This is a genomic window from Bacteriovorax stolpii, assembly GCF_002872415.1.
Classification (GTDB): domain Bacteria; phylum Bdellovibrionota; class Bacteriovoracia; order Bacteriovoracales; family Bacteriovoracaceae; genus Bacteriovorax; species Bacteriovorax stolpii.
On the sequence record NZ_CP025704.1, the window covers coordinates 3227785 to 3246808 of the forward strand.

The window sequence follows — 19024 nt, forward strand, 5'->3', positions numbered from 1 at the left end:
ATCTATCCTAAAATTCACTTGAATGAACTACCTAATTTTTAAATCACTACATATTATTTCTGTCGTCACCTGGTTTGCTGGACTCTTCTACATGCCGAGGCTTTTTGTTTATTTCGCCGAAGCGGGAGCAAAACCAGAGCCAGAGAAAAGCATTTTACAAAAACAATTTAAAATCATGCAAAGAAGACTTTGGTATGGCATCACCTGGCCATCGGCCTTCGCCGTTTTTATTTTCGGCGGCTCTCTTCTTTCGCAGTGGATGCCAATCACTCAGCATCCGTGGCTTATGCTAAAACTTCTCTTTGTAGTGGGACTTTATGGCTACCACTTTTTCCTGCACAAGATTTTCAAACAACAGCAACATGATCTTATCGCATTCTCTCCAATGGCATTGAGAGTTATTAACGAAATTTCTACCATTTTTTTATTCGCTATCGTCTTTTTAGTTATTTTAAAAAGCGTAATGAATATGGTTTATGGAATAGTTGCTTTAGTCGGTTTTATTTTAATCCTGCTTGCCGGAATCAAAATTTATAAAAATATCAGACAAAAATCTGGAGAGAGCATATGAGCAACAAAAAACCAGAAAACAACGAAGAGTGGAAAGATAAACTATCAAGTGATGAATTCCAGATCCTAAGAATGTGTGGAACTGAGCGTCCTTTCTCTGGAAAATACAACTCATTCTACGAGCCAGGTGTTTATCACTGTGGTGCTTGTGGTGCTGAGCTCTTCGACTCTAAGACAAAGTTTGATTCGGGAAGTGGATGGCCTTCTTTCTATGACGTTTTGAAAACTTCAAACGTAAAACTCTTAGAAGATCACACTCACGGCATGACTAGAATCGAAGTTAGATGTGCTAAGTGCGACTCCCATTTGGGCCACGTTTTTAACGACGGACCTCCCCCAACTGGGCTTAGGTACTGTATCAATTCCATTGCCCTTAAGCATCATAAAGCCTGATTATTGCAGGGTTCTTATTACGCATTAAAACAATCGTTTTATTTTTTTAAACGATCGTGTTAACATTTCAAACGATTGTTTGACGCGCGTAATAAAGGAATTCCATGAGCAAAGACAAGGCCGCCGGCTGTTTTATTTTCGGAAGGAAACCTGTTCCCTCTGAAAAAACCAAAGACCTCATTCTCGATGAGGCGAAAAAGCAATTTTGTGAAAAAGGATACGAAGGAACTTCTGTCAGAGATATTTGTGAGGGAGCTGGGGCTAACGTCAGTGCTATCAAGTATCACTTTGGCGGAAAAGAGGGCCTCTATCGCGAATGTTTTTTTCACTACGGTGAAGAACGCTTAAAAAAATCAGAAAAAATTCTTACAAAAGCTGAATCAGTTGAAGAGATTAAACTTCGAATTAAACTCTTTGCTGAAGACTTTATTAAAGATGGGCTAGATAACAGTCACGTGACAAAAATGATTTGCCGTGAAATTGAAATCGAAAATCCACTTATTCAGGATATTTTTGAATCGACTTTCTTAAAGGTCTACACACTTTTTCACGCCTTCTTTCTCGACGCTCAGAAAAAAGGCATCGTGAGAAAAGACGTGGACGCTCACCAGATTACGTCTTTTGTTTTTCACTCGCTGACAACCACTCTTAGAGTTGATCATGTCGGTGAGAAATACTATCAACGAACTTTAAAAAACGAAGAATACAGAACCCAATTTATCAATAATCTTATCACCATTGTCTTTGATGGTATTAAAACTCAGGAGCTATGATTTATGAACCGCAATCGTCTGCAGTCCCTACTCGCGGCAATTTTGCTTGTGCCGAGCTTAGGTTACACTGCTCCTCTATCCCTCGCTGACTACTTAAGGCAAGTAGAGGAAAAAAACCAAGGTGTAGTTGCTAACAAGTTAGTGGCAGAAGGAACCAAGGCCCGCGAAGAAGAAGGGCGCCTGATTTTCCGCCCGAGCATCTTTGCTCAGGGACAAATGATGGTGGACAAAAAACCTGTGGCCAACACTTCAACACAGGGAGACCGCACAGACACTCAATATGTGACAGCAGGTCTTGCGCAGAATTTCAACTTTGGTCTTAAAGGACAGTTAAGCTACACGCTTTACCACACAAAAATCTACAATGCGGGACAGACATTTGTTCCTCTTGCCGATTTCAACGATGGTATTGCCAAGCTTGAACTATCGCAGTCTCTTTGGAGAAACTGGAACGGAAAAGAAAACAAGGCACAAGCTGACCTGATTGATTCTCAGGCCAAAGCTTCAAAGCACCTTGCAGACTTTAACGTTCAAACAACGCTGACAAATGCAGAGTCTATCTACTGGTCTCTTTCTCAAACAAGAAAAGTTATTCAGGTACAAAAAGATATTCTAGCCCGCGCTCAACAAATCAGATCATGGAACCAAAGACGTTTAAGTAATGGTCTTGCTGAAAGATCTGACTTCCTTCAGGCCGATTCAAACTTCAAGCTTCGTGAATACGAACTAAACAGCGCTCTTCAACAGCAAAACCTTCTTGAGAGATCATTCAACTCTCTAAGAGGAATTGACAGCAGTGAAGTCACTGAAGAACTAGAAGCTGTTGACAGCAAAAACCTAAAAGGGCTGAATCCTCCTGCAAAAGCAGAATTTCGTGCAGACACTCTTGCTGCTCTTGAGCAACAAAACCTTGCTAAAGCAAACGCGGCTCTGGCGATTGAGAGAAACAGACCTACTTTTGAAATTTACGGATCATACGCTTTTAACGGCAGAGATCCTGAACGTGCAGATGCTATTTCAAACTCTTTTAAGACAAACCACACGACAAGTGCGATTGGAGTGAGATTCAACACTCCATTAGATTTTGGAACAACAAGCTCAGCGATCGATGGTTACAAAAAAGAACAAATTGCAGCTGAATACAACTACCAAAGAAAAGTTTTTGATCAAGACAGAGAATGGAACGATCTATTAACTAAGTTTGCTGATGCAAAAGTGAAACTAGACCTGGCTGAAAAAATTTCTGATGCTCAAAGAACAAAGTCTACGAATGAAAGAAACCGTTTAAATAACGGTAGAACAACAACATTCCAGGTATTAAGTTTCGAAGTCGACAACGCTTCAGCAGAAATTCTTAGAATCCAGACTGAAACAGACCTACTTAACATTTATGCCCAATTAAAAATTTTTAGTGCTGGAGGTGCCAAGTGAATTTGGCTTCGTTATCAATCAAAAGACCCGTCTTCATTACGTGTATCGTGACGGTGATTCTGGTCGTAGGATGGCTGTCTTTAAACAAGCTTCCTGTTGACCTCTTTCCCAACGTAACGTTCCCGATCGTTACTGTTACTACAACTTATCCTGGTGCGGGGCCGGAAGAAGTTGAGACACTTGTTTCAAAAATTTATGAAGAAGAGCTTTCAAACGTTCCAGGACTAAAAAAGCTTTCTTCACAAAACCTTGAAGCTGTTTCAATCATCATCGCCGAGTTCAACCTCGACGTAGACATTAAGTACGCTGAACAGCAGGTTCGCGATAAAGTTTCTGCGGCAAGAAAAAAACTACCTACCGATATTGATGAGCCGGTCATTAGAAAAATCGACCCAGCCGATCAGCCAATTGTGACAATCTCGGTTGCTTCAAACCTTCCTGATGGTCAACTGTTCCAATACGTAGATAAAAAAATCAAGCCGATGTTCGAACAAGTCAACCAGGTTGGTCTGGTTGAAATTTTCGGGGGACGCAAAAGAGAAATCAAAGTTGAACTTGACCGCAACAAACTTAAAGCGCGCGAAATTTCAGCTTCTCAAGTTTCTGAGCGCCTGAAGATTTCAGGGCAAAACATTCCGGCAGGTAAAATCTCTGGCTCGAGCAAAGACTCAGTGTTTAGAACACTAGGTGAGTACAAGACCATCAACGAAATCGAATCTACTATCGTTAACTTCTTAGGTAACGACGTTCCGATCACGGTTAAAGATGTTGGTATTGTAAAAGATTCCCTTGAAGAAAGAAAAACCTACGCTTATTACAACGGGACAAACTCAGTTATCCTAAACGTGTATAAGCAGTCTGGGTCAAACACGATCGGTGTCGCGAAAGCGATTAAGAAGCAGCTTGAAAAAATCAACAAGAACTTAAAAGAGCAGAATCAACCTCTGAGCTTACAAATTGTTCGCGATGGTTCTAAGCAGATTGATGCCAACGTATACGACGTTTATGAAACGATCATCATCGGGATCATCCTGACGATCATCGTAGTATTCTTCTTCCTTGGCTCTCTAAGATCGACAATCATTACCGGTCTTGCTCTACCGAACTCGTTATTAGGTGCCTTCATTCTACTAGCGGCAGCAGGCTTTACCGTTAACATCATGACTCTTCTTGCTCTATCTCTGGCCGTAGGTCTCTTGATCGATGATGCCATCGTAGTTCGAGAAAATATCTTCCGACATATAGAGATGGGGGCCGATCCGGTCAAAGCTTCAATTGAAGGGACGACCGAGGTAACTCTCGCCGTTATCGCGACAACACTAACTGTTATCGCCGTATTTGCTCCGATCTCATTCCTGGACGGGGTTGTTGGTCAGTTCTTTAAAGAGTTCGGTCTGACAGTCTGTTTTGCCATGATCATTTCCCTTTTTGATGCCCTGACGATGGCACCAATGCTTTCAGCTTACTTCGCTGGAAAAATCCAACATCATGAACCAGGTGTAAAAAGAGAAAGAAAAGGAATCTGGGATAACACTGTTGGTGTTCTCCTAGACAAGTTCAACGATTTCCAGACATGGTTAGAAGATATATACGTTGGTGTTTTAAAGTTTACTTTAAAGAGACCATTTATCGTTCTTATCCTGTCTTTCTTTATCTTCATTGCCAGCTTCGCTGCTCTTAAATACGTTCCGAAAACATTCCTTCCTCCTCAGGATGCGGGTGAATTCATGGTTTCAGTTGACCTAAAACCAGGGACAAGTTTGGATGGGATGAACACAGTTGCAAAACAAGTTGATGAAGCTGTTCGCAAGAACAAAGAAGTTGCTTCTACACTTCTAACTGTCGGTGATAAAAATGGTCAGCCAGAAAAAGCTGATATCTTCGTCACATTAATTCCTTCTAAGCAAAGACCAGGTGTAAGAACATCTGACGTTAAGGCCAATGTACGTGAACAACTGAAAACATTTTCTTACGCAAACCCTGTTGTAAAAGACTTCGATGCAGTTGGTGGTGGACAACGTCCATTCAACGTCAACATCGTTGGTGATGACATGAAAGAGATTGAAAAATACTCTGAAATGTTAATGGAAAAAATCAAGCATCACCCTGCTCTTCTTGATGTTGTAAGTTCGAGCCGTGCAGGGAAACCTGAATTCCAGGTTATCCCGGATAGAAATAAGGCTGAAAGACTTGGGGTTTCAACAACTCTACTGGGAGCTGAACTAAGAACTCAAGTAGAAGGTGCGACTCCTGCTGTCTTTAGAGAGCTTGGAGAAGAGTATGATATCCGCGTGCGTATGAAAGAAGACCAACGTGATATCAAAGGTGCTTTCAATAGTATTTACGTTCCAAACATCAACAACTCTCTTATTCGCTTAAATGCTGTAGCTAAACCGCTTGATACAACGGGACCAGCAAACATCAACCGTCAGGACCGCGGTCGTTATATTCAGCTTTCAGCTGACGTAGCTCCAAATGGTCCAGGTATGGGGGGGGCGATTGCTGATATTAACAAAATCATGCAGACGGAAATCAAAATGCCGTCGAACATGAGATACCAATTCGTAGGACAAGCTGAAAACTTCCAGGAACTAATGGTTAACATGGTTGTGGCCGCAGGTCTGGGGATTATGTTCATTTACTTCGTACTCGCTTCTCTATACGAATCGTTTGTGACTCCGTTTACGATCATGCTCGTTCTTCCGCTGGCAATGTGTGGAGCTTTCTACGCTCTAGCTATCACGGGAGCATCACTGGATCTATTTTCAATGATCGGATGTATCATGCTTTTAGGTGTTGCTACTAAAAACTCAATTCTTCTGGTGGACTATGCTCACCAACAAGTTGAAGGTGGAAAAACTTTAGCTGAAGCTATCATCGCTTCTGGTAAAGCAAGACTACGCCCTATCCTTATGACGTCATTTGCCCTTATTGGTGGTATGTTACCTCTTGCAATCGGGTTAAACGAAGCCTCTAAGCAAAGAACGTCAATGGGGATCGCAGTTATCGGAGGGTTGATCTCTTCGACACTTCTTACTCTTGTTGTTATTCCAGCGGCTTACTCTTATATCGAAAGATTCAGAGTATGGTCTGGGAACATCATGAAGAAGATCTTCATCGCGGAGTAATCTGCACAATTTTGATGAAAAGGGCCCTCGAAAGAGGGCCTTTTTTTGTTTAGCCTGAAGAAAATACAACCTTCCCCCACCAAATTTTCCACCATGGTATAGTCCTCCCAATTGCGGGAGAATTTATGAAAAAACTAATCGGTTTCGGTTTACTTGCGCTTTCAATTTCAGGCTCATTAATGGCCGGTGAATTCCAGAGTATCTCTGGTCAAGAAGCCTATGACCTTTACCAAAAACTTCCTGGAGTGAAATGCCAGGAGTACCGACTGGCCAACTATATTGTTTACAGTAAATACCAAACAAAGAGCTGCAGCGAAAATCAAACAGACGCCTCAAGGTGGAACTGTACAGTTCAACTTGAATTAAAAAATGGCAAGGTAAACAGTGTGATTTCTGCTGATTGCTCAAGAGAAATTTAACTAAGGAGTTATATATGAAATCAACTATCGCTCTATCTGCTCTGCTTTTCTCTCTGAACTCATTTGCTTCAGGTGGTTTTTTCTGTGATGCTAAAGTCACAACTCTAATGGATCAAACTGATATTCAAATCAGTGGATCAACTGGACACGTCGTTGGGAACCCTCTTATTGGCGACATCACTATTGCGGTAGATGGAACAGAGGCAAAGATCTCTAAACAACAAGTTGTTGGATACTGGGGAGAAGGACCTGTACTTCAACTGCACGTTGTAGACCCACAAGCTCAATACTCTGTGATCATTTTAAACTACGACCAAAACTCTGGAACGGGTGAACTGGTTCTTGATTACGGTGAAGTCGTTGCCAGAACTTATGATGTAAGCTGCTCATTTGAATAGAAATAAAAAGGCCCTCGAAAGAGGGCCTTTTTATTTTAGTGCTTTAAGTTTTCCAATGCGCCTAAAAGCGTTTCATCTTTCTTGGCAAAACAGAATCTGATCATACGCGATCCTTCATCTGACTTGATATAAAAGGCCGATGTTGGAATTGTTGCGACCTTCTTTTCTACAATTAATTTTTTACAGTAATCAATATCATTTTCACCTTCAGGTAGAAGTGCCATCGCAAAATATGTCCCCTTTGGACTCAGGACATTGAAGCCAAGCTCTTTTAACCCAGTAACCAGAAGCTCTTTTTTCTTCTTATAATCAGCTCTAAAGTCTACTAAGTACTCATCCATTTTCATCAGCGCTTCTGCCATCGCCACTTGTAATGGATGGGCCACGCAGAATGTTGAGAACTGGTGAACATTGTGAATTGCTTTAATTAAAGCTGCTGGCCCAATCGCCCAACCAATCTTCCATCCAGTTAGACCAAAAGTCTTACCTGTCGAAGAGATGGTAATAGTTCTCTCTTTTAAATCTTCATAGGTCGCAGTCGGTTTGTGAGCAACATCAAAAGTTAAGAACTCATAAACTTCATCTGAAAGCAGGTAGAAGTCGTGCTTTTTTGCCAGGTCGCCGATGATCTTAATTTCTTCGGCCGTAAACACCTTCCCCGTTGGGTTGTGAGGATTATTGACGATTAAAAGTTTAGTTTTATCTGAGATAGCGGCCTTTAGCTCTTCGATATCAAAGTGGAAGTCCGGCGCCTTTAAAGTCACAGGAATGGCCTTAGCTCCAGAAAGCTTTATAGATGCTAAATAAGAATCATAAAAAGGCTCCAGCACCACAACTTCGTCACCTGGATTTAAAAGTGCTAAACAAGCACAGAAAATGGCTTCAGTTGCTCCGTTAGTAACAACAACCTCACTAAGAGGATTTACTTGGTAGTTATAAAAACGCGCGTAATTGTGAGCAATGGCTTCTCTGAGAGATAAAACACCCATTGAAGGGGCATATTGGTTTTTAGCTTCTTTAAGAGCTTTAACGGCCAAATCACTTACCCAAGAAGGCCCATCGAAGTCAGGAAAGCCCTGAGAGAGGTTAATTGCCTTATTTTCCATGGCCATTTTTGTCATGGTGGAAAAGATGGATTCAGTAAACTGCTCAACAGTGTTATTTAGTGGCTTCATAGGCGCGTCCTTCAAGATAAAAATTAACTAATCTTAACAATCTTTACTACATTGTATTGGCCAAAAAAAGCCCAATTTTGTATATAGCGATAAATTAATGTTCTCCTCTCAAAAAAGGGTTCACACGTGTCATTTATCATCAGTGCTCAAGATTACGAAGAATCAAAAAAACTAGCGGCCCTTGTTCGTGTTATGAACAGTTTGGGACACAATCCGGCCACATCAGGGAATTACTCTCTAAGATCAAAGACTAACCCGGATATCGCTCTGGTTTCAGAATCAGGAATTGATAAAAGTAAATTTACTGAGGACAACTTTCTTCCACTTTATTATCAAACACGCGAAATGCACGAAGACTACAAAGCTTCAGGAAGAAAATCTTCTGATGAAACTGATATTCACCTGACAATTTACCAAATTACAAAAGCTAACTGTGTTCTTCACAGCCATATTTTAGATTCACTTCTTTTTGCCGATCTTTTCCCTGGAAAACAATTTGCGACAATCAAGAACCTTGAACTTCTAAAAGGATTTAAAGGAATCAAAACTCACGAACTGGAAATCAACATCCCGGTTTTCGACAACACCCAAGATATCAGGTCACTGGCAGAAGAAGTAAAGCCTGCGATTCTTTCTCAACCTAATAGCTACGGGCTGCTTCTTCGCGGTCACGGAATTTATGTTTGGGGTGACAGTGTTGAAGAGGCCAAAAGACACCTGGAAGTTTTTGAATATATTTTTAAATACTATCTGAACTCTAACAAAAGGATTGGATAATCATGGCAAAGTTATTCCTGGCAAAAACCAACGAAACAATTACTGATTTTCCAAAAATCAAAGAATATTTAAACGCTCATAAGATTATGATCGAAAAATGGGAAGCGAACACAAAGCTTGCCGACGATGCTGATCAAGAGACGATCCTGGCAGCTTACGCCCACGAGTTAAAGCCCTTCATGGAAAAATACGGGTACCCGACAGCTGACGTTATCAACGTCACTCCAGCGACTCCAAACCTTCAGGCCATCAGAGAAAAATTCATGAAAGAACACCGCCACTCAGACGACGAGATTAGATTCTTTGTCGATGGTGAAGGGATCTTCTGGTTTCATTTAGACAACGATGAAGTGATCGCTGTGACTTGTAATGCTGGGGATTTCATGTCGGTACCTAAGAACTTCCGTCACTGGTTTGACCTGCACCCGAAATACTTTGTAAAAGCAATCCGCATCTTCTCCAACATTGAAGGATGGGTTCCGCACTATACAAACTCAGGTGTCGATGCGAGCTACAATCCATGAAATTCATTCTAACTGACGTTGAAGGCACAACCACTGCCATTAGTTTTGTTCACGATGTCCTTTTTCCTTTCTCTCAAGAAAGAATGAAAGAGTACATTCAAAAGCATGCTTCAAAAAAAGAAGTACAAGAAGCTTTAAACTTAACGAAGAAAACGGCGTTAGAAGAAAACCAACAGACAATTAACGACGAACAAGCGGGCGATCTTCTCCTTCAGTGGATCAAAGAAGACCGCAAGCACCCTGCTCTAAAATCCCTTCAGGGAGAAATTTGGGAAGAGGGATACGCTAGTGGGGCCATTAAGGGTCACGTGTACTCAGACGTCCTTCCTGCCCTTAAAAAGTGGAAGGAAAATGGTCTTGGACTTGGTGTGTACTCATCAGGTTCAGTGAAGGCCCAGCATCTTATTTTTGGTTTCTCAACAGAAGGAAACCTTCGTCCTTTTTTCAGTCATCACTTTGATACGGCCGTAGGTCACAAGCGCGAAGTGAACTCGTATAAAAACATCATTGCTGAACTTAAAATCCAGGCTTCAGACATTCTCTTTCTTTCTGATATCAAAGAAGAATTGGATGCAGCGAGAGAGGCTGGCATGAAGACTACTCAACTAGTGAGACAAGATGATGTGGTTTTAGGTGATCACCCAAAAGCGCGCGATTTCAGCGAAATCAAACTCTAAAAGCGCCACCAGAAATCAAGGTTAAATAAGTAGCCTTCTTTTCCAACTTTAAAGCTAGAGAAGTCATTGGCCGAGACACCAATCATTGTGTGGAATTCTCTATCGATAATGTAATAACCTATTACACCTCCGACATTCTTCTTGTTAACGTCGATCTTTGGACCAAAAAGCAGTCGGTTCCAATTATTGAACAAATAACCATAAGAGAGCGTGAATTCTAAGTTTAAACTCTTGCGGTACTCTTCTGAGTTATAGAGATACTCATCTTCAGGTTTTTGGGTAAAAGCGCGCAGCTTAAAATACGAATTAAAATTAGAGTTCGACACCGTATCAAGATAGAATGTTAATTGATAAGCGCCTCTCGTTTTTTCATGATAATATTGAAAACCATTTTCAATAGCTAACTCATAATCATCATTTCTAAAGAGTGTGTTCTTAAACGAAACGTTTAAAATTTTAAACATTGTCGAAACTAAGTTAGTGTTGACCTGCCATCCTGAAGTAATACCGTAGCCCAAAATTGAAGGTCCAAGTAAAAACTCTTTTTTAATTAGGTTTGAGGCAGTAAATCCCTGAGCGATACCTGCATAGGCCAGCGGGCGGTATTTGGCAGCAGCCTTTCTATTTTCGCGAAAAACAAGATCAAAGCGTGCTGGCATATCTTCATTTTTGGTTTTAGTGATGTCGATTTTTCTCAAGTAATTTTCTGGACGGATAATCCCGCTTTTATTGTGGGTAATAATAGTAGCCGTAAATTGATCAGGGCCAATATTCATCACTTCGGCGCGCGCATAACCTAAAATATTTTTACTTTCATGAGAATAAACCAGAAGCAAATCCCCTGGTTCAACCAGGACATCACTGGCCAGTCTATGCACTTTAACGACGTCATCACTTAAGATATCGGTGATGACAAATTCCTTCTCATAAGAAAAAGCGCAAAAACTTATCAGGAAAAAAGACAATGCCAAAATCAATTTCATTAACTAAAATACCCTTATCAAAACCTTAAAGGAGTCCAATGTGAAAACTGGAGATATTCATACTGAAAAACTTACCATAACCTCAGCTCATATTCAAAAATTTGCTGATTTTTCTGGCGACTTTAATCCGGTTCATTTTGATGATGAAGCAGCAAGGGCCCAAGGTTTCAAAGGGAGAATTGCTCATGGGATGGTGGCAGCTTCACACTTTTCTAAAATTTTTGCCAATGAATTCCCGGGTGCCGGTACGATCTATTTAAGCCAGACATTTAAATTCCACGCCCCAGTTTATGTCGATGATGTATTAACCTACAGACTGGAAGTGATCGCTCAAAAAGAGGGAAAACCTATCTTCACAGTAAAGACTGAAGCTTTTGGTGCAGACGACACTCTTCGCATTTCAGGTGAAGCTCTCATCAGGGCCGCGCGCTAATTACTCAGCGTACGAAGCGTATAGCAGAACTTTTTCCAGAATAATTTTCAACGATTTTTTGATGGTGTGTTCTTCTTCAAGGAAGCGTGGGTCGAGTGTTGTCAGGCGGTGTTTGGCGCTATCAATGTATGGGAGATCTTTTTGTGTATGTGGATAATTGCTATCCACCAGCGACTGGAAGGCGGTGGCCTTTTCTTCCTTAAGTGTTTTACAAACAGAGTATTCGATATTGTTTTTCTTCCCATGTCTTGCTGAAACACCGAAGGTGCGGCAAACGAGCGGACGGAAAGCATACTCCGTGCATTTGCCCTGGAATTTTTCAGCGTTATTCACATGAAGAAAAGGGCATCTCTCCTCTTTGCTCTCTAGGCATTTATCATAAACGGCCTGCGCCTCTCCTCTTCTTAAAAGTTCAAGGGCCAGAGGAAGAAGTTCTATTGGTGAGCAATAAATATCGGGCTTAAAACAGCACTTTCCGCAACCACTGACACAATCAAGTCGGTTGTTAGCCTGGAAGGCATGGAATTTCTCGGAAATGTCATCGTACTCACGCAAAATGGACTGCGAGAGTTCTTCAAAGTTTTTGAGGTTTAAAGAGTTCGTAGACATAAATGCTAAACATCCCAATGACCTGTGAAAGCATCAAAGAAATAAGAATCATTATTATTAGCGAAGGACTCGAGCGCACCTTTGAAAGTCTTTCTCTCTCCAGGATGTCTACTTTGTTCTTCACATATGTCTTTTGTAAACCAATTCTCGCCAAACTGTCATTAAGAGACGCGAACATTTTGTATTCAAAGTCATGGTTAGCGTTCATTTTTTGAATTTCGTACTGCATTGGAACCAGACCCGTCTTCTGATTTTCATAGGTTTTCAGGTACGTCTGGTAAGTTTGCAGCTGAATTTGCAGGTCTTTGTTTTCATCTTCCAGCATTTTAATTTGCGATGATTCATTAAACTTGCTGATAACACCCAGGTCGCGTGAACCATTCTTTTTTATCCTCTCTACCAACGCCTCAATCTTACTGGTGTTGTTAGAGATGGCAATCTTAGTGTCATTGATGTTCTTTTTTAGCTCACTGATATATTTCGAGCTATCACCCTTTTCTAAATCCACAGACAGGATTTGATTCTTCTGCAGTTTGCGCACTGTAGAGTTTTCAATCAAATCCAGTTTTGTGCGGGCATTTTTAATTTCTTCGTTAAAATAATTTTCGGCGCGGTTTAAATCTTCAAGCTCGCGGTCAATAAGATTTTTCTGCGCTTCTTCAAGTGCAGCATTGAGAATAATGACTGAGAGTTCGCGATTATAAGTTTTTGCATTAATCGTTAACACACCCCCTTTGCCGCTATTAAAAGAAAGAATTCCTGAGAGAGCATTTCCTACATCGTGAGGAAATTCCGGATCAGTTTCTTTTCCTTCAAATTTTTTAAAAAAATTTTTTAGAGGAAGAGAGTTTTGTTCATTTTTAATTTGGATCAATCTATTAGCAAGTGCCACATAAAATTCGTGAGTATCAAGAACTGTTTCTGCACGATCAACAACATCATCACCTTTGGCATCAGGAGACACTTCATTTCCTCCGGCCACAGAGCTAAGCACCAACTGTAGTTGACTGTTTCGAACGTCTTTAATAATGAGCTTCCCCGTTCCAGGATACATTGGAAAATACTTGTGCTTCACCAGTGCAGCGAGAGTAAATAACAGAGCAAGCATCAGGAGATACTTCCATCTTCTGGTAAAAATCTGCAAGACTTGATGTAGTGTAATCTCTTCGTTTGGGTTCATAATTATCCTGAATTAAATATCTTATCGTCGAATATTCTAATCTCTAAAGGCTATATAATTTTTTATTTAAAAATAATTCTGCTATCATAAAGAGAATATCCTTATTTTAGTTTTAGAGAGGGAAATATAATGAGACGCCTGATTATCTGTCTTTTTACGTACAGTATTTTAGTTAATCAAACATTTGCCGCAACGTCTGAATCGGGCAAAGCTTCAAAATACAACCTCAGCTCTCCTTCTGAATTTGTCTTCGAATCCTATCCTAATCAGGAATTGATTCCTATTCGTCTTCTTGGTGCCGTAAAGAATGCAGGCCTCTATCACGTGCCGGCCAATATGAAACTCACAACCCTACTTTCTCTTGCGGGTGGAACAAACAATGAAGCCGACTTGGAAAACATCGTCATCGGAAATGATCAGCAAAATGTCATTGCTCCTAACGGTGAAGAAAAGAAAAGCTTAAATGTGAATCTTGAAGAAGTGTTAAAGGCCGGTGCAAAAAATGATTACACTCTAAATTCAAATGACATTGTCTTAATTAAAAACAAAAGCCCACTTATCAGCAATGACTCATTTCGAATTATTTCGATCGTTTCAGTTGTACTGACTGCTCTTTTAACTGCCGTTGTTATTAAAGATAAATTAAATGATTGAGCCTAAGTTTTCCGTTCCAAAGATCATCGACTTTTGTTGTATTACGCTCATTGTCCTGATCTTTGTTTCAAAACTTTCTTTTAAATGGATGCAGATCGTTCCTTACTCGATCCCTCCTTTTATTTTTCAATACGGTCTTCACCCTTTTATTAACTTCGGACTTCAGGTCGTCATTGCTCTCATCCTGATTTATTACTGGTTAAAAAACCGTAGTAACTTTCCTCTGTCTAAGTTTTATAAAGTTTTTATCTGGACCTTGATTGCCATTTTAACCATTCAGACACTTTTTCAAATCACTCTGGTAAACGTCACTCAATCAGTACTCGTTCAGCTCGGTGGTCTCGGTATGGCCATTATGCTTATCCTGATTTACGGCGTGATTGTCCCCGCCGTTTTTCCTTTAAGAAAATTCTGCGATTGGATGAATAAGGCCAGCACCTTTTTAGTTATTACCAGTGTGCTTTTTCTACCGATCCTTTTTCCTTTCATGTTTCGTGGCGGACGCTTCGTTGGATTTTTTAAGCACATCCCACACATGGTAACTGCAAGCACAGCTTCTTTTATTTTCTTTTTTCCTAAGATCTTCCAGGACAAACCTTGGACGCTTAAAAACAACACGCTTTTAAAAATCTTGGGACTCTTCATTATCACTCTCGCCGTTCTTGCCACTTCAACCAAAGCGGCCTTCGGAACTATTGTGATCACTGGTTTTGTAGGGATTCTTATCTACGGATCGAAAAAAAGATCAGTGCGCTTATTTAAGTTCACTTTCCTTTCATGCCTTTTGATTTCTATTCTTCTAGTGGGTGCCCCGACTTCGCAATTTATGTATGAAGTGACAACCGGAAAAACTGGTTTTGGACTAAGACCTGCTCAAGATGGGGTCTCAACCAGAATGGACGAAGTGTTTCGTGGTTGGACAATGTTTGAACAAAGCCCTTACTTCGGCCACGGTCTCCTTTATAAGTTTTTTAGCGGCGCTAAAGAAGGGATCGAAGTCGAAAGTTACAACTCTTTTAAGGACCCGCACAACCTCTTCGTGTCGGCCGGAGTTATCGGTGGCTACCCACTGCTCATTCTCTCGATTATTGCCTACCTCTTAATGATCGTCGGGGTGCTAAAGGGCCTTAAAGAAGACGATATCGACCGCCAGACCATGGCCCTCTTTCTCCTTTCCCACCTTCCGGTTTTTATCATTTACCACGCCAACTTCTCGCTAGGCGGCATGGGCGATAGAATCTACTGGATGGTTTTCGGCTACTTAGGCCAGGAATGGGGGTCAATTATTAAGAAACCAATAAAAATTTCAGATGGTGTTGGCAATCCTCAATAAAAAATATAAAAACTCGCGATTCATTATTAATTAGTCTCGGGAGTTTTTATGATCTGGAACAAAATTAGTAAGCTCGACATTATCATTCTATGTCTTATCGTTATGGTTATCGCTGTTGGTGTAAGCCCACAACTGTAATCCTAAAAATGTCCTCTGTTCGCCGCTCTCGATTTAGATGATCTTTTTTAGCCTTAAGTATTCTTCGAACACTTTTAGAAATGCCTCGATATCGGCAGGATAAATCGCGCCAATATTCGAGAGTCTGAAAGTGTTGATGCTTCCTACTTTACCTGGATAGATAGTAAAGCCACGCTCAAAAAGGTAGTCGTGCATTTCATTGAATGAATAATTCGGGCTCTTCGGGTCTAAGATGGCCGTCAGAAGTTTAGCGTGGTGCTTTTCTTCAACTAAGAATTCAAACCCTAGTTCCTTCACTCGTTTTTTCATCACTTCATACATTGAAGCGTAACGGGCAAAACGGTTTTCTGCTCCTTCCTGGAAATACTCAGTCACTGCTTGTCTTAAAGCGTACAGCGTCTGCACTGGAGGAGTAAAAAGGAATTGTTTGTTCTTATTTAAGTATTCGTAGTTCGCCATCAGGTTGAAATAAAAATTTCTTTTGATCGACGATGTCTTTTTAAGATTCTCAAGTCTAGCGATGACAAAACTGATTCCCGCCATTCCTTGGATACATTTATTTGAAGAGGAAACCAGGTAATCCACTTCATCTCTTTCTACATCGATGTCCATTCCTGCAAACGAGCTCATGGCATCGACAATGTTTTCCAATTTATACTTGTGAGCAAGACTACAAATCTCTTTTAATGGATTTAAAATCCCTACAGTTGTTTCATGGTGAATGAAAGCAACGTGAGATAAATCTTTCTGGTGAGCTTGAATCATTTTTTCTAGTTCAGCTAAATCAACTGGTTTTCCAGCTGGGATATTGTAATCAACGTGAGCAATTCCATAAGCATCACAGATCGCCTGCATACGCTCTCCGTAAGCTCCGTTATTAACGATCAGGACTTTTTTATCCATCGGAATAACAGATGTTAAACAAGCTTCAACACCACCCGTTCCTGACGACGTTAAAAGAACACATGTGTGGTTTTTTTCACCGCGGGCCACTTTAATTAAATCGTCTCTCACAGAAAGAGTCAGTTCACCAAACTCCAATTCTCTTGGACAAATATCTGGAACAACCATCGCGTTTTTAACCGTATCAGTTGTTGTTGCCGGACCTGGATTTAATAAAATATTGCGCTTAACAGTTTTCATGTTTGCCTTGGGTGAAAAGTAAAATGTGAGGCATATTAACCTTTTATTCGCCTCTGTGGAAGGGGTATTTCTTGAGCATACGCTGGAGGCTTTGGCGGTGAAGACCCAGGATTTTTGCCGCCTTGGAAATGTTTCCGTCACACTTAACTAGTACATATTCAATATACTCGCGCTCTTTTTCGGCAAGTGTCATTTCCGACTCAGAAAGTGCCACTTCATCGCTTTGTGCATTTTGCAGAGTGTGCAGAAGAACATCAAAAGAAACTGGTTTAGAGAGGTAGTTAATCGCCCCTAAGCGCATGGCCTCAACTGCTGTGGAAATCGTTCCAAACCCAGTGAGCATAACCATTTTCATAGCAGGATTTAACTCTCTTAACTCCACCAAAATATTGAGTCCGTTTTCACCTTTTAATCTCAGGTCAACAATGGCGTGAGTAGAATCTAAAATCAGATTTTGTGGAATATCGCTGAAGCGAGAAAATCCCACAACATCAATACTTCTGTCTTGGAATTCTAATACTAAAGAACTTACAAAATTGTCATCGTCATCAATCAAAAGGATTTTCACGTTTGCACCTCTTCCAGGATAACTGGCAAGGATAAAAGAGCATGGACATTTTCATTCTTATTAAAAATTTTGAATGTCCCATTCATTACTAATGCAGAGTTAAAAGCATTAAAAAGACCAAGACCTGCACCTTGCTCTTTTGTGCTGTTAAACGGCTCCCCTAATTTTGATAAAACATCGTGAGAGATAACGGCCTCTCTATTGATCACTTCAAAATGAACGAACTCATTGTCCTGATAAATAGTAAGCTGTACTTGGTCTTTTGAAGCATCAAAAGCGTTATCAAAAAGATCCAAGAGAGTTTGAGTGAGTAGCTGCGGATGACAAGATACCGACTGAGCTCTTTCATCAATGAGCAACTTCATCTCAGGGTACGAATTTGCAATCAAGCTTTGGCAAAAGCTCTTAAGCTCAATTCTCTCTCTCATTCCCATAGTTTTTTCTGCACGCATCTCTGATAAATCACGCAAGGCCACTTCACATTGCCCCAAGGCCATTAAGGCCGAATTCAAATCATCCTGCGAATAAGCTTGATGACGGTTCATGCGATCGAGACGAAGCTTAATCGTATTAAGTGGAGTTGCCATCTGATGACAAAAACCTGAAGTCATTGCTCCAACAACTTTCAAGTGGTCCATTCGCTGTTTATAATTCTGAAGTGTTTCTAAACGTTTCTGAAAATGCCTGATGAAGCTCATCAAAAGATTCAAAGTGAAACAAATCAGTCCCATCGTAAAAAGATGAGAATAAAAGTGATGGTAGTTATGGTGATCGGCCCCTGATGAAAGATAAAAGCTTCCCACAACAGCAACAACGGCCAGTGAATAGATAAAATTCCAGACAAACGGCAAAGCAATAATAGACACAATAAGCGGCAGGTAAAAAATTTCAATTAATGGATTGGCCTTCGACATCACGAGCTTCAGGAAGATGAAAAGCTGAAGTAGATCGAAAAAAAGTTGGAAGGCAAGAAAGCTCGAACTAACCTTTTCTTTCCCCTTAAGAGTGATAGTCACGACAGTGTTAAAAACCACCATCAGGACAATACTTAGGACAATATAAGCATAGTTTATCCACAGGAGCTTGCCCATAAAACCATAGGCCACTGCAGTAATAAACTCCACCAGAAGAATTACCCAGCGCAGAGAAATAATGAGAGAGGCCCTCAATAAATTCTCATTAAGCTGGCTTCCCAATGGGAAGAGCCATTTTCTCAATTGGTTAGGTAAGGTTTGCATTCTTTTATCGTCCAGACTGCACCAATATGTTGCAGTTACAAGGGTCCATTTTTTAGCTATAACCGGATTATCTTTTACCGGAGACCACTATGAAAATTGCTACACTTCTTTTAGCTTGTGCCTTTTTTAATATCAAAGCCTATGCCTGTGAACAAGGTGAAATTTCTTTTTCTCAAAATAATGTTTGCGCCAAAGTAGAATGGCAAAACACACCGGTTTTTAATCAATACACGAGTGCCACTATCACATTAAAAAATAACAGCAATTACTCTCTTAACGTCATTCCCTGGATGGTGATGGCCGGGGGACACGAGCACGGTTCTCGTCCGGTAGTTATCACCCCGGTCTCTCCTGATGATTATTTAATTGAAAAAATCTACTTCATGGGTGGAATGAAGGGAGATTGGTTTCTTCGCCTTCAACTTTTAAATGATAAAAAACAAATCGTAGAAGAAAATAGAATGAAGGTTGAGCTTTAAT

21 protein-coding genes are annotated in these 19024 nt (G+C 40.6%); 14 read left to right on the top strand and 7 right to left on the bottom strand.

Annotated features, from left to right (window positions below; genetic code table 11):
• The first annotated feature begins 22 nt into the window (after positions 1–22).
• From C0V70_RS15910 to C0V70_RS15940, 7 genes are all read left to right on the top strand, one after another.
• A complete protein-coding gene (locus C0V70_RS15910) occupies positions 23–571 on the top strand; it encodes a CopD family protein (protein ID WP_102244854.1) in 549 nt (182 codons plus the stop codon).
• Positions 568–963, top strand: coding sequence for a peptide-methionine (R)-S-oxide reductase MsrB (gene msrB / locus C0V70_RS15915; RefSeq protein WP_102244855.1), 396 nt, complete (start codon positions 568–570; stop codon positions 961–963). Before C0V70_RS15910 ends, msrB begins: the two co-directional genes overlap by 4 nt.
• 104 nt (positions 964–1067) lie before the next feature.
• Positions 1068–1736 (top strand): TetR/AcrR family transcriptional regulator, encoded by a 669-nt coding sequence (locus tag C0V70_RS15920; RefSeq protein ID WP_102244856.1) that lies wholly within the window; start codon positions 1068–1070, stop codon positions 1734–1736.
• 3 nt (positions 1737–1739) lie between these two features.
• Complete coding sequence (locus C0V70_RS15925) at positions 1740–3167, top strand: TolC family protein (RefSeq protein ID WP_102244857.1); 1428 nt, start codon at positions 1740–1742, stop codon at positions 3165–3167.
• Entirely contained in the window at positions 3164–6295 is a 3132-nt protein-coding gene (locus C0V70_RS15930; RefSeq protein WP_102244858.1) for an efflux RND transporter permease subunit, read from the top strand. Before C0V70_RS15925 ends, C0V70_RS15930 begins: the two co-directional genes overlap by 4 nt.
• Before the next feature lie 125 nt (positions 6296–6420).
• Positions 6421–6714, top strand: a complete 294-nt coding sequence (locus C0V70_RS15935) for a hypothetical protein (RefSeq protein ID WP_102244859.1) — start codon at positions 6421–6423, stop codon at positions 6712–6714.
• A 14-nt stretch (positions 6715–6728) separates the two neighbouring features.
• Positions 6729–7112 (top strand): hypothetical protein, encoded by a 384-nt coding sequence (locus C0V70_RS15940; RefSeq protein ID WP_102244860.1) that lies wholly within the window; start codon positions 6729–6731, stop codon positions 7110–7112.
• A 35-nt stretch (positions 7113–7147) separates the two neighbouring features.
• Here the strand turns inward: C0V70_RS15940 and C0V70_RS15945 are convergent, their stop codons facing one another.
• A complete protein-coding gene (locus C0V70_RS15945; RefSeq protein ID WP_102244861.1) occupies positions 7148–8287 on the bottom strand; it encodes a methionine aminotransferase in 1140 nt (379 codons plus the stop codon).
• A 126-nt stretch (positions 8288–8413) separates the two neighbouring features.
• Here C0V70_RS15945 and mtnB point away from each other — a divergent pair, with 126 nt between their 5' ends.
• Genes mtnB through mtnC form a run of 3 tightly spaced genes read left to right on the top strand, consistent with a single transcriptional unit; the run spans position 8414 to position 10265 of the window.
• A complete protein-coding gene (mtnB, locus tag C0V70_RS15950) occupies positions 8414–9064 on the top strand; it encodes a methylthioribulose 1-phosphate dehydratase (RefSeq protein ID WP_102244862.1) in 651 nt (216 codons plus the stop codon).
• Positions 9065–9066: 2 nt separating this feature from the next.
• The gene (locus C0V70_RS15955) at positions 9067–9588 is read left to right on the top strand and encodes a 1,2-dihydroxy-3-keto-5-methylthiopentene dioxygenase (RefSeq protein ID WP_102244863.1); all 522 of its coding nucleotides are present in this window, start codon (positions 9067–9069) and stop codon (positions 9586–9588) included.
• Positions 9585–10265, top strand: coding sequence for an acireductone synthase (mtnC, locus tag C0V70_RS15960; protein WP_102244864.1), 681 nt, complete (start codon positions 9585–9587; stop codon positions 10263–10265). The genes C0V70_RS15955 and mtnC overlap by 4 nt, the downstream gene beginning before the upstream one ends.
• Here the strand turns inward: mtnC and C0V70_RS15965 are convergent.
• Positions 10262–11248, bottom strand: a complete 987-nt coding sequence (locus tag C0V70_RS15965) for a hypothetical protein (protein ID WP_102244865.1) — start codon at positions 11246–11248, stop codon at positions 10262–10264. The genes mtnC and C0V70_RS15965 overlap by 4 nt on opposite strands.
• Positions 11249–11288: 40 nt before the next feature.
• On the opposite strand from C0V70_RS15965, the gene C0V70_RS15970 reads away from it, so the two are divergent.
• Entirely contained in the window at positions 11289–11681 is a 393-nt protein-coding gene (locus C0V70_RS15970) for a MaoC family dehydratase (protein ID WP_158649723.1), read from the top strand.
• Here C0V70_RS15970 and C0V70_RS15975 read toward each other — a convergent pair whose 3' ends face one another.
• Both C0V70_RS15975 and C0V70_RS15980 read right to left on the bottom strand, forming a co-directional pair.
• Entirely contained in the window at positions 11682–12290 is a 609-nt protein-coding gene (locus tag C0V70_RS15975) for a YkgJ family cysteine cluster protein (RefSeq protein ID WP_102244867.1), read from the bottom strand.
• On the bottom strand, positions 12256–13470 hold the full coding sequence (locus C0V70_RS15980) for a GumC domain-containing protein (protein WP_102244868.1): 1215 nt from the start codon (positions 13468–13470) through the stop codon (positions 12256–12258). Before C0V70_RS15980 ends, C0V70_RS15975 begins: the two co-directional genes overlap by 35 nt.
• A gap of 129 nt (positions 13471–13599) precedes the next feature.
• Between C0V70_RS15980 and C0V70_RS15985 the strand changes: the two genes are divergently transcribed.
• Complete coding sequence (locus tag C0V70_RS15985; protein ID WP_102244869.1) at positions 13600–14124, top strand: SLBB domain-containing protein; 525 nt, start codon at positions 13600–13602, stop codon at positions 14122–14124.
• On the top strand, positions 14117–15457 hold the full coding sequence (locus C0V70_RS15990) for an O-antigen ligase family protein (protein ID WP_102244870.1): 1341 nt from the start codon (positions 14117–14119) through the stop codon (positions 15455–15457). The genes C0V70_RS15985 and C0V70_RS15990 overlap by 8 nt, the downstream gene beginning before the upstream one ends.
• A 171-nt stretch (positions 15458–15628) precedes the next feature.
• On the opposite strand, the gene C0V70_RS15995 is transcribed toward C0V70_RS15990, so the two are convergent.
• Genes C0V70_RS15995 through C0V70_RS16005 form a run of 3 tightly spaced genes read right to left on the bottom strand, consistent with a single transcriptional unit; the run spans position 15629 to position 18544 of the window.
• On the bottom strand, positions 15629–16738 hold the full coding sequence (locus C0V70_RS15995) for a 2-aminoethylphosphonate aminotransferase (protein WP_102244871.1): 1110 nt from the start codon (positions 16736–16738) through the stop codon (positions 15629–15631).
• A 43-nt stretch (positions 16739–16781) separates the two neighbouring features.
• Positions 16782–17306, bottom strand: a complete 525-nt coding sequence (locus C0V70_RS16000) for a response regulator transcription factor (RefSeq protein ID WP_102244872.1) — start codon at positions 17304–17306, stop codon at positions 16782–16784.
• Complete coding sequence (locus tag C0V70_RS16005; RefSeq protein ID WP_102244873.1) at positions 17303–18544, bottom strand: ATP-binding protein; 1242 nt, start codon at positions 18542–18544, stop codon at positions 17303–17305. The genes C0V70_RS16000 and C0V70_RS16005 overlap by 4 nt, the downstream gene beginning before the upstream one ends.
• A gap of 89 nt (positions 18545–18633) precedes the next feature.
• Between C0V70_RS16005 and C0V70_RS16010 the strand changes: the two genes are divergently transcribed.
• Positions 18634–19023 (top strand): hypothetical protein, encoded by a 390-nt coding sequence (locus tag C0V70_RS16010; protein ID WP_102244874.1) that lies wholly within the window; start codon positions 18634–18636, stop codon positions 19021–19023.
• Position 19024 lies beyond the last annotated feature (1 nt).

What these genes read in the sequence shown, in the direction of transcription:
- C0V70_RS15910 (WP_102244854.1), top strand. Translation starts at nt 23, where the DNA reads ATGAACTACCTAATTTTTAAATCACTACATATTATTTCTGTCGTCACC.
- msrB (WP_102244855.1), top strand. Translation starts at nt 568, where the DNA reads ATGAGCAACAAAAAACCAGAAAACAACGAAGAGTGGAAAGATAAACTA.
- C0V70_RS15920 (WP_102244856.1), top strand. Translation starts at nt 1,068, where the DNA reads ATGAGCAAAGACAAGGCCGCCGGCTGTTTTATTTTCGGAAGGAAACCT.
- C0V70_RS15925 (WP_102244857.1), top strand. Translation starts at nt 1,740, where the DNA reads ATGAACCGCAATCGTCTGCAGTCCCTACTCGCGGCAATTTTGCTTGTG.
- C0V70_RS15935 (WP_102244859.1), top strand. Translation starts at nt 6,421, where the DNA reads ATGAAAAAACTAATCGGTTTCGGTTTACTTGCGCTTTCAATTTCAGGC.
- C0V70_RS15940 (WP_102244860.1), top strand. Translation starts at nt 6,729, where the DNA reads ATGAAATCAACTATCGCTCTATCTGCTCTGCTTTTCTCTCTGAACTCA.
- C0V70_RS15945 (WP_102244861.1), bottom strand. Translation starts at nt 8,287, where the DNA reads ATGAAGCCACTAAATAACACTGTTGAGCAGTTTACTGAATCCATCTTT.
- C0V70_RS15955 (WP_102244863.1), top strand. Translation starts at nt 9,067, where the DNA reads ATGGCAAAGTTATTCCTGGCAAAAACCAACGAAACAATTACTGATTTT.
- mtnC (WP_102244864.1), top strand. Translation starts at nt 9,585, where the DNA reads ATGAAATTCATTCTAACTGACGTTGAAGGCACAACCACTGCCATTAGT.
- C0V70_RS15965 (WP_102244865.1), bottom strand. Translation starts at nt 11,248, where the DNA reads ATGAAATTGATTTTGGCATTGTCTTTTTTCCTGATAAGTTTTTGCGCT.
- C0V70_RS15975 (WP_102244867.1), bottom strand. Translation starts at nt 12,290, where the DNA reads ATGTCTACGAACTCTTTAAACCTCAAAAACTTTGAAGAACTCTCGCAG.
- C0V70_RS15980 (WP_102244868.1), bottom strand. Translation starts at nt 13,470, where the DNA reads ATGAACCCAAACGAAGAGATTACACTACATCAAGTCTTGCAGATTTTT.
- C0V70_RS15985 (WP_102244869.1), top strand. Translation starts at nt 13,600, where the DNA reads ATGAGACGCCTGATTATCTGTCTTTTTACGTACAGTATTTTAGTTAAT.
- C0V70_RS15990 (WP_102244870.1), top strand. Translation starts at nt 14,117, where the DNA reads ATGATTGAGCCTAAGTTTTCCGTTCCAAAGATCATCGACTTTTGTTGT.
- C0V70_RS15995 (WP_102244871.1), bottom strand. Translation starts at nt 16,738, where the DNA reads ATGAAAACTGTTAAGCGCAATATTTTATTAAATCCAGGTCCGGCAACA.
- C0V70_RS16005 (WP_102244873.1), bottom strand. Translation starts at nt 18,544, where the DNA reads ATGCAAACCTTACCTAACCAATTGAGAAAATGGCTCTTCCCATTGGGA.
- C0V70_RS16010 (WP_102244874.1), top strand. Translation starts at nt 18,634, where the DNA reads ATGAAAATTGCTACACTTCTTTTAGCTTGTGCCTTTTTTAATATCAAA.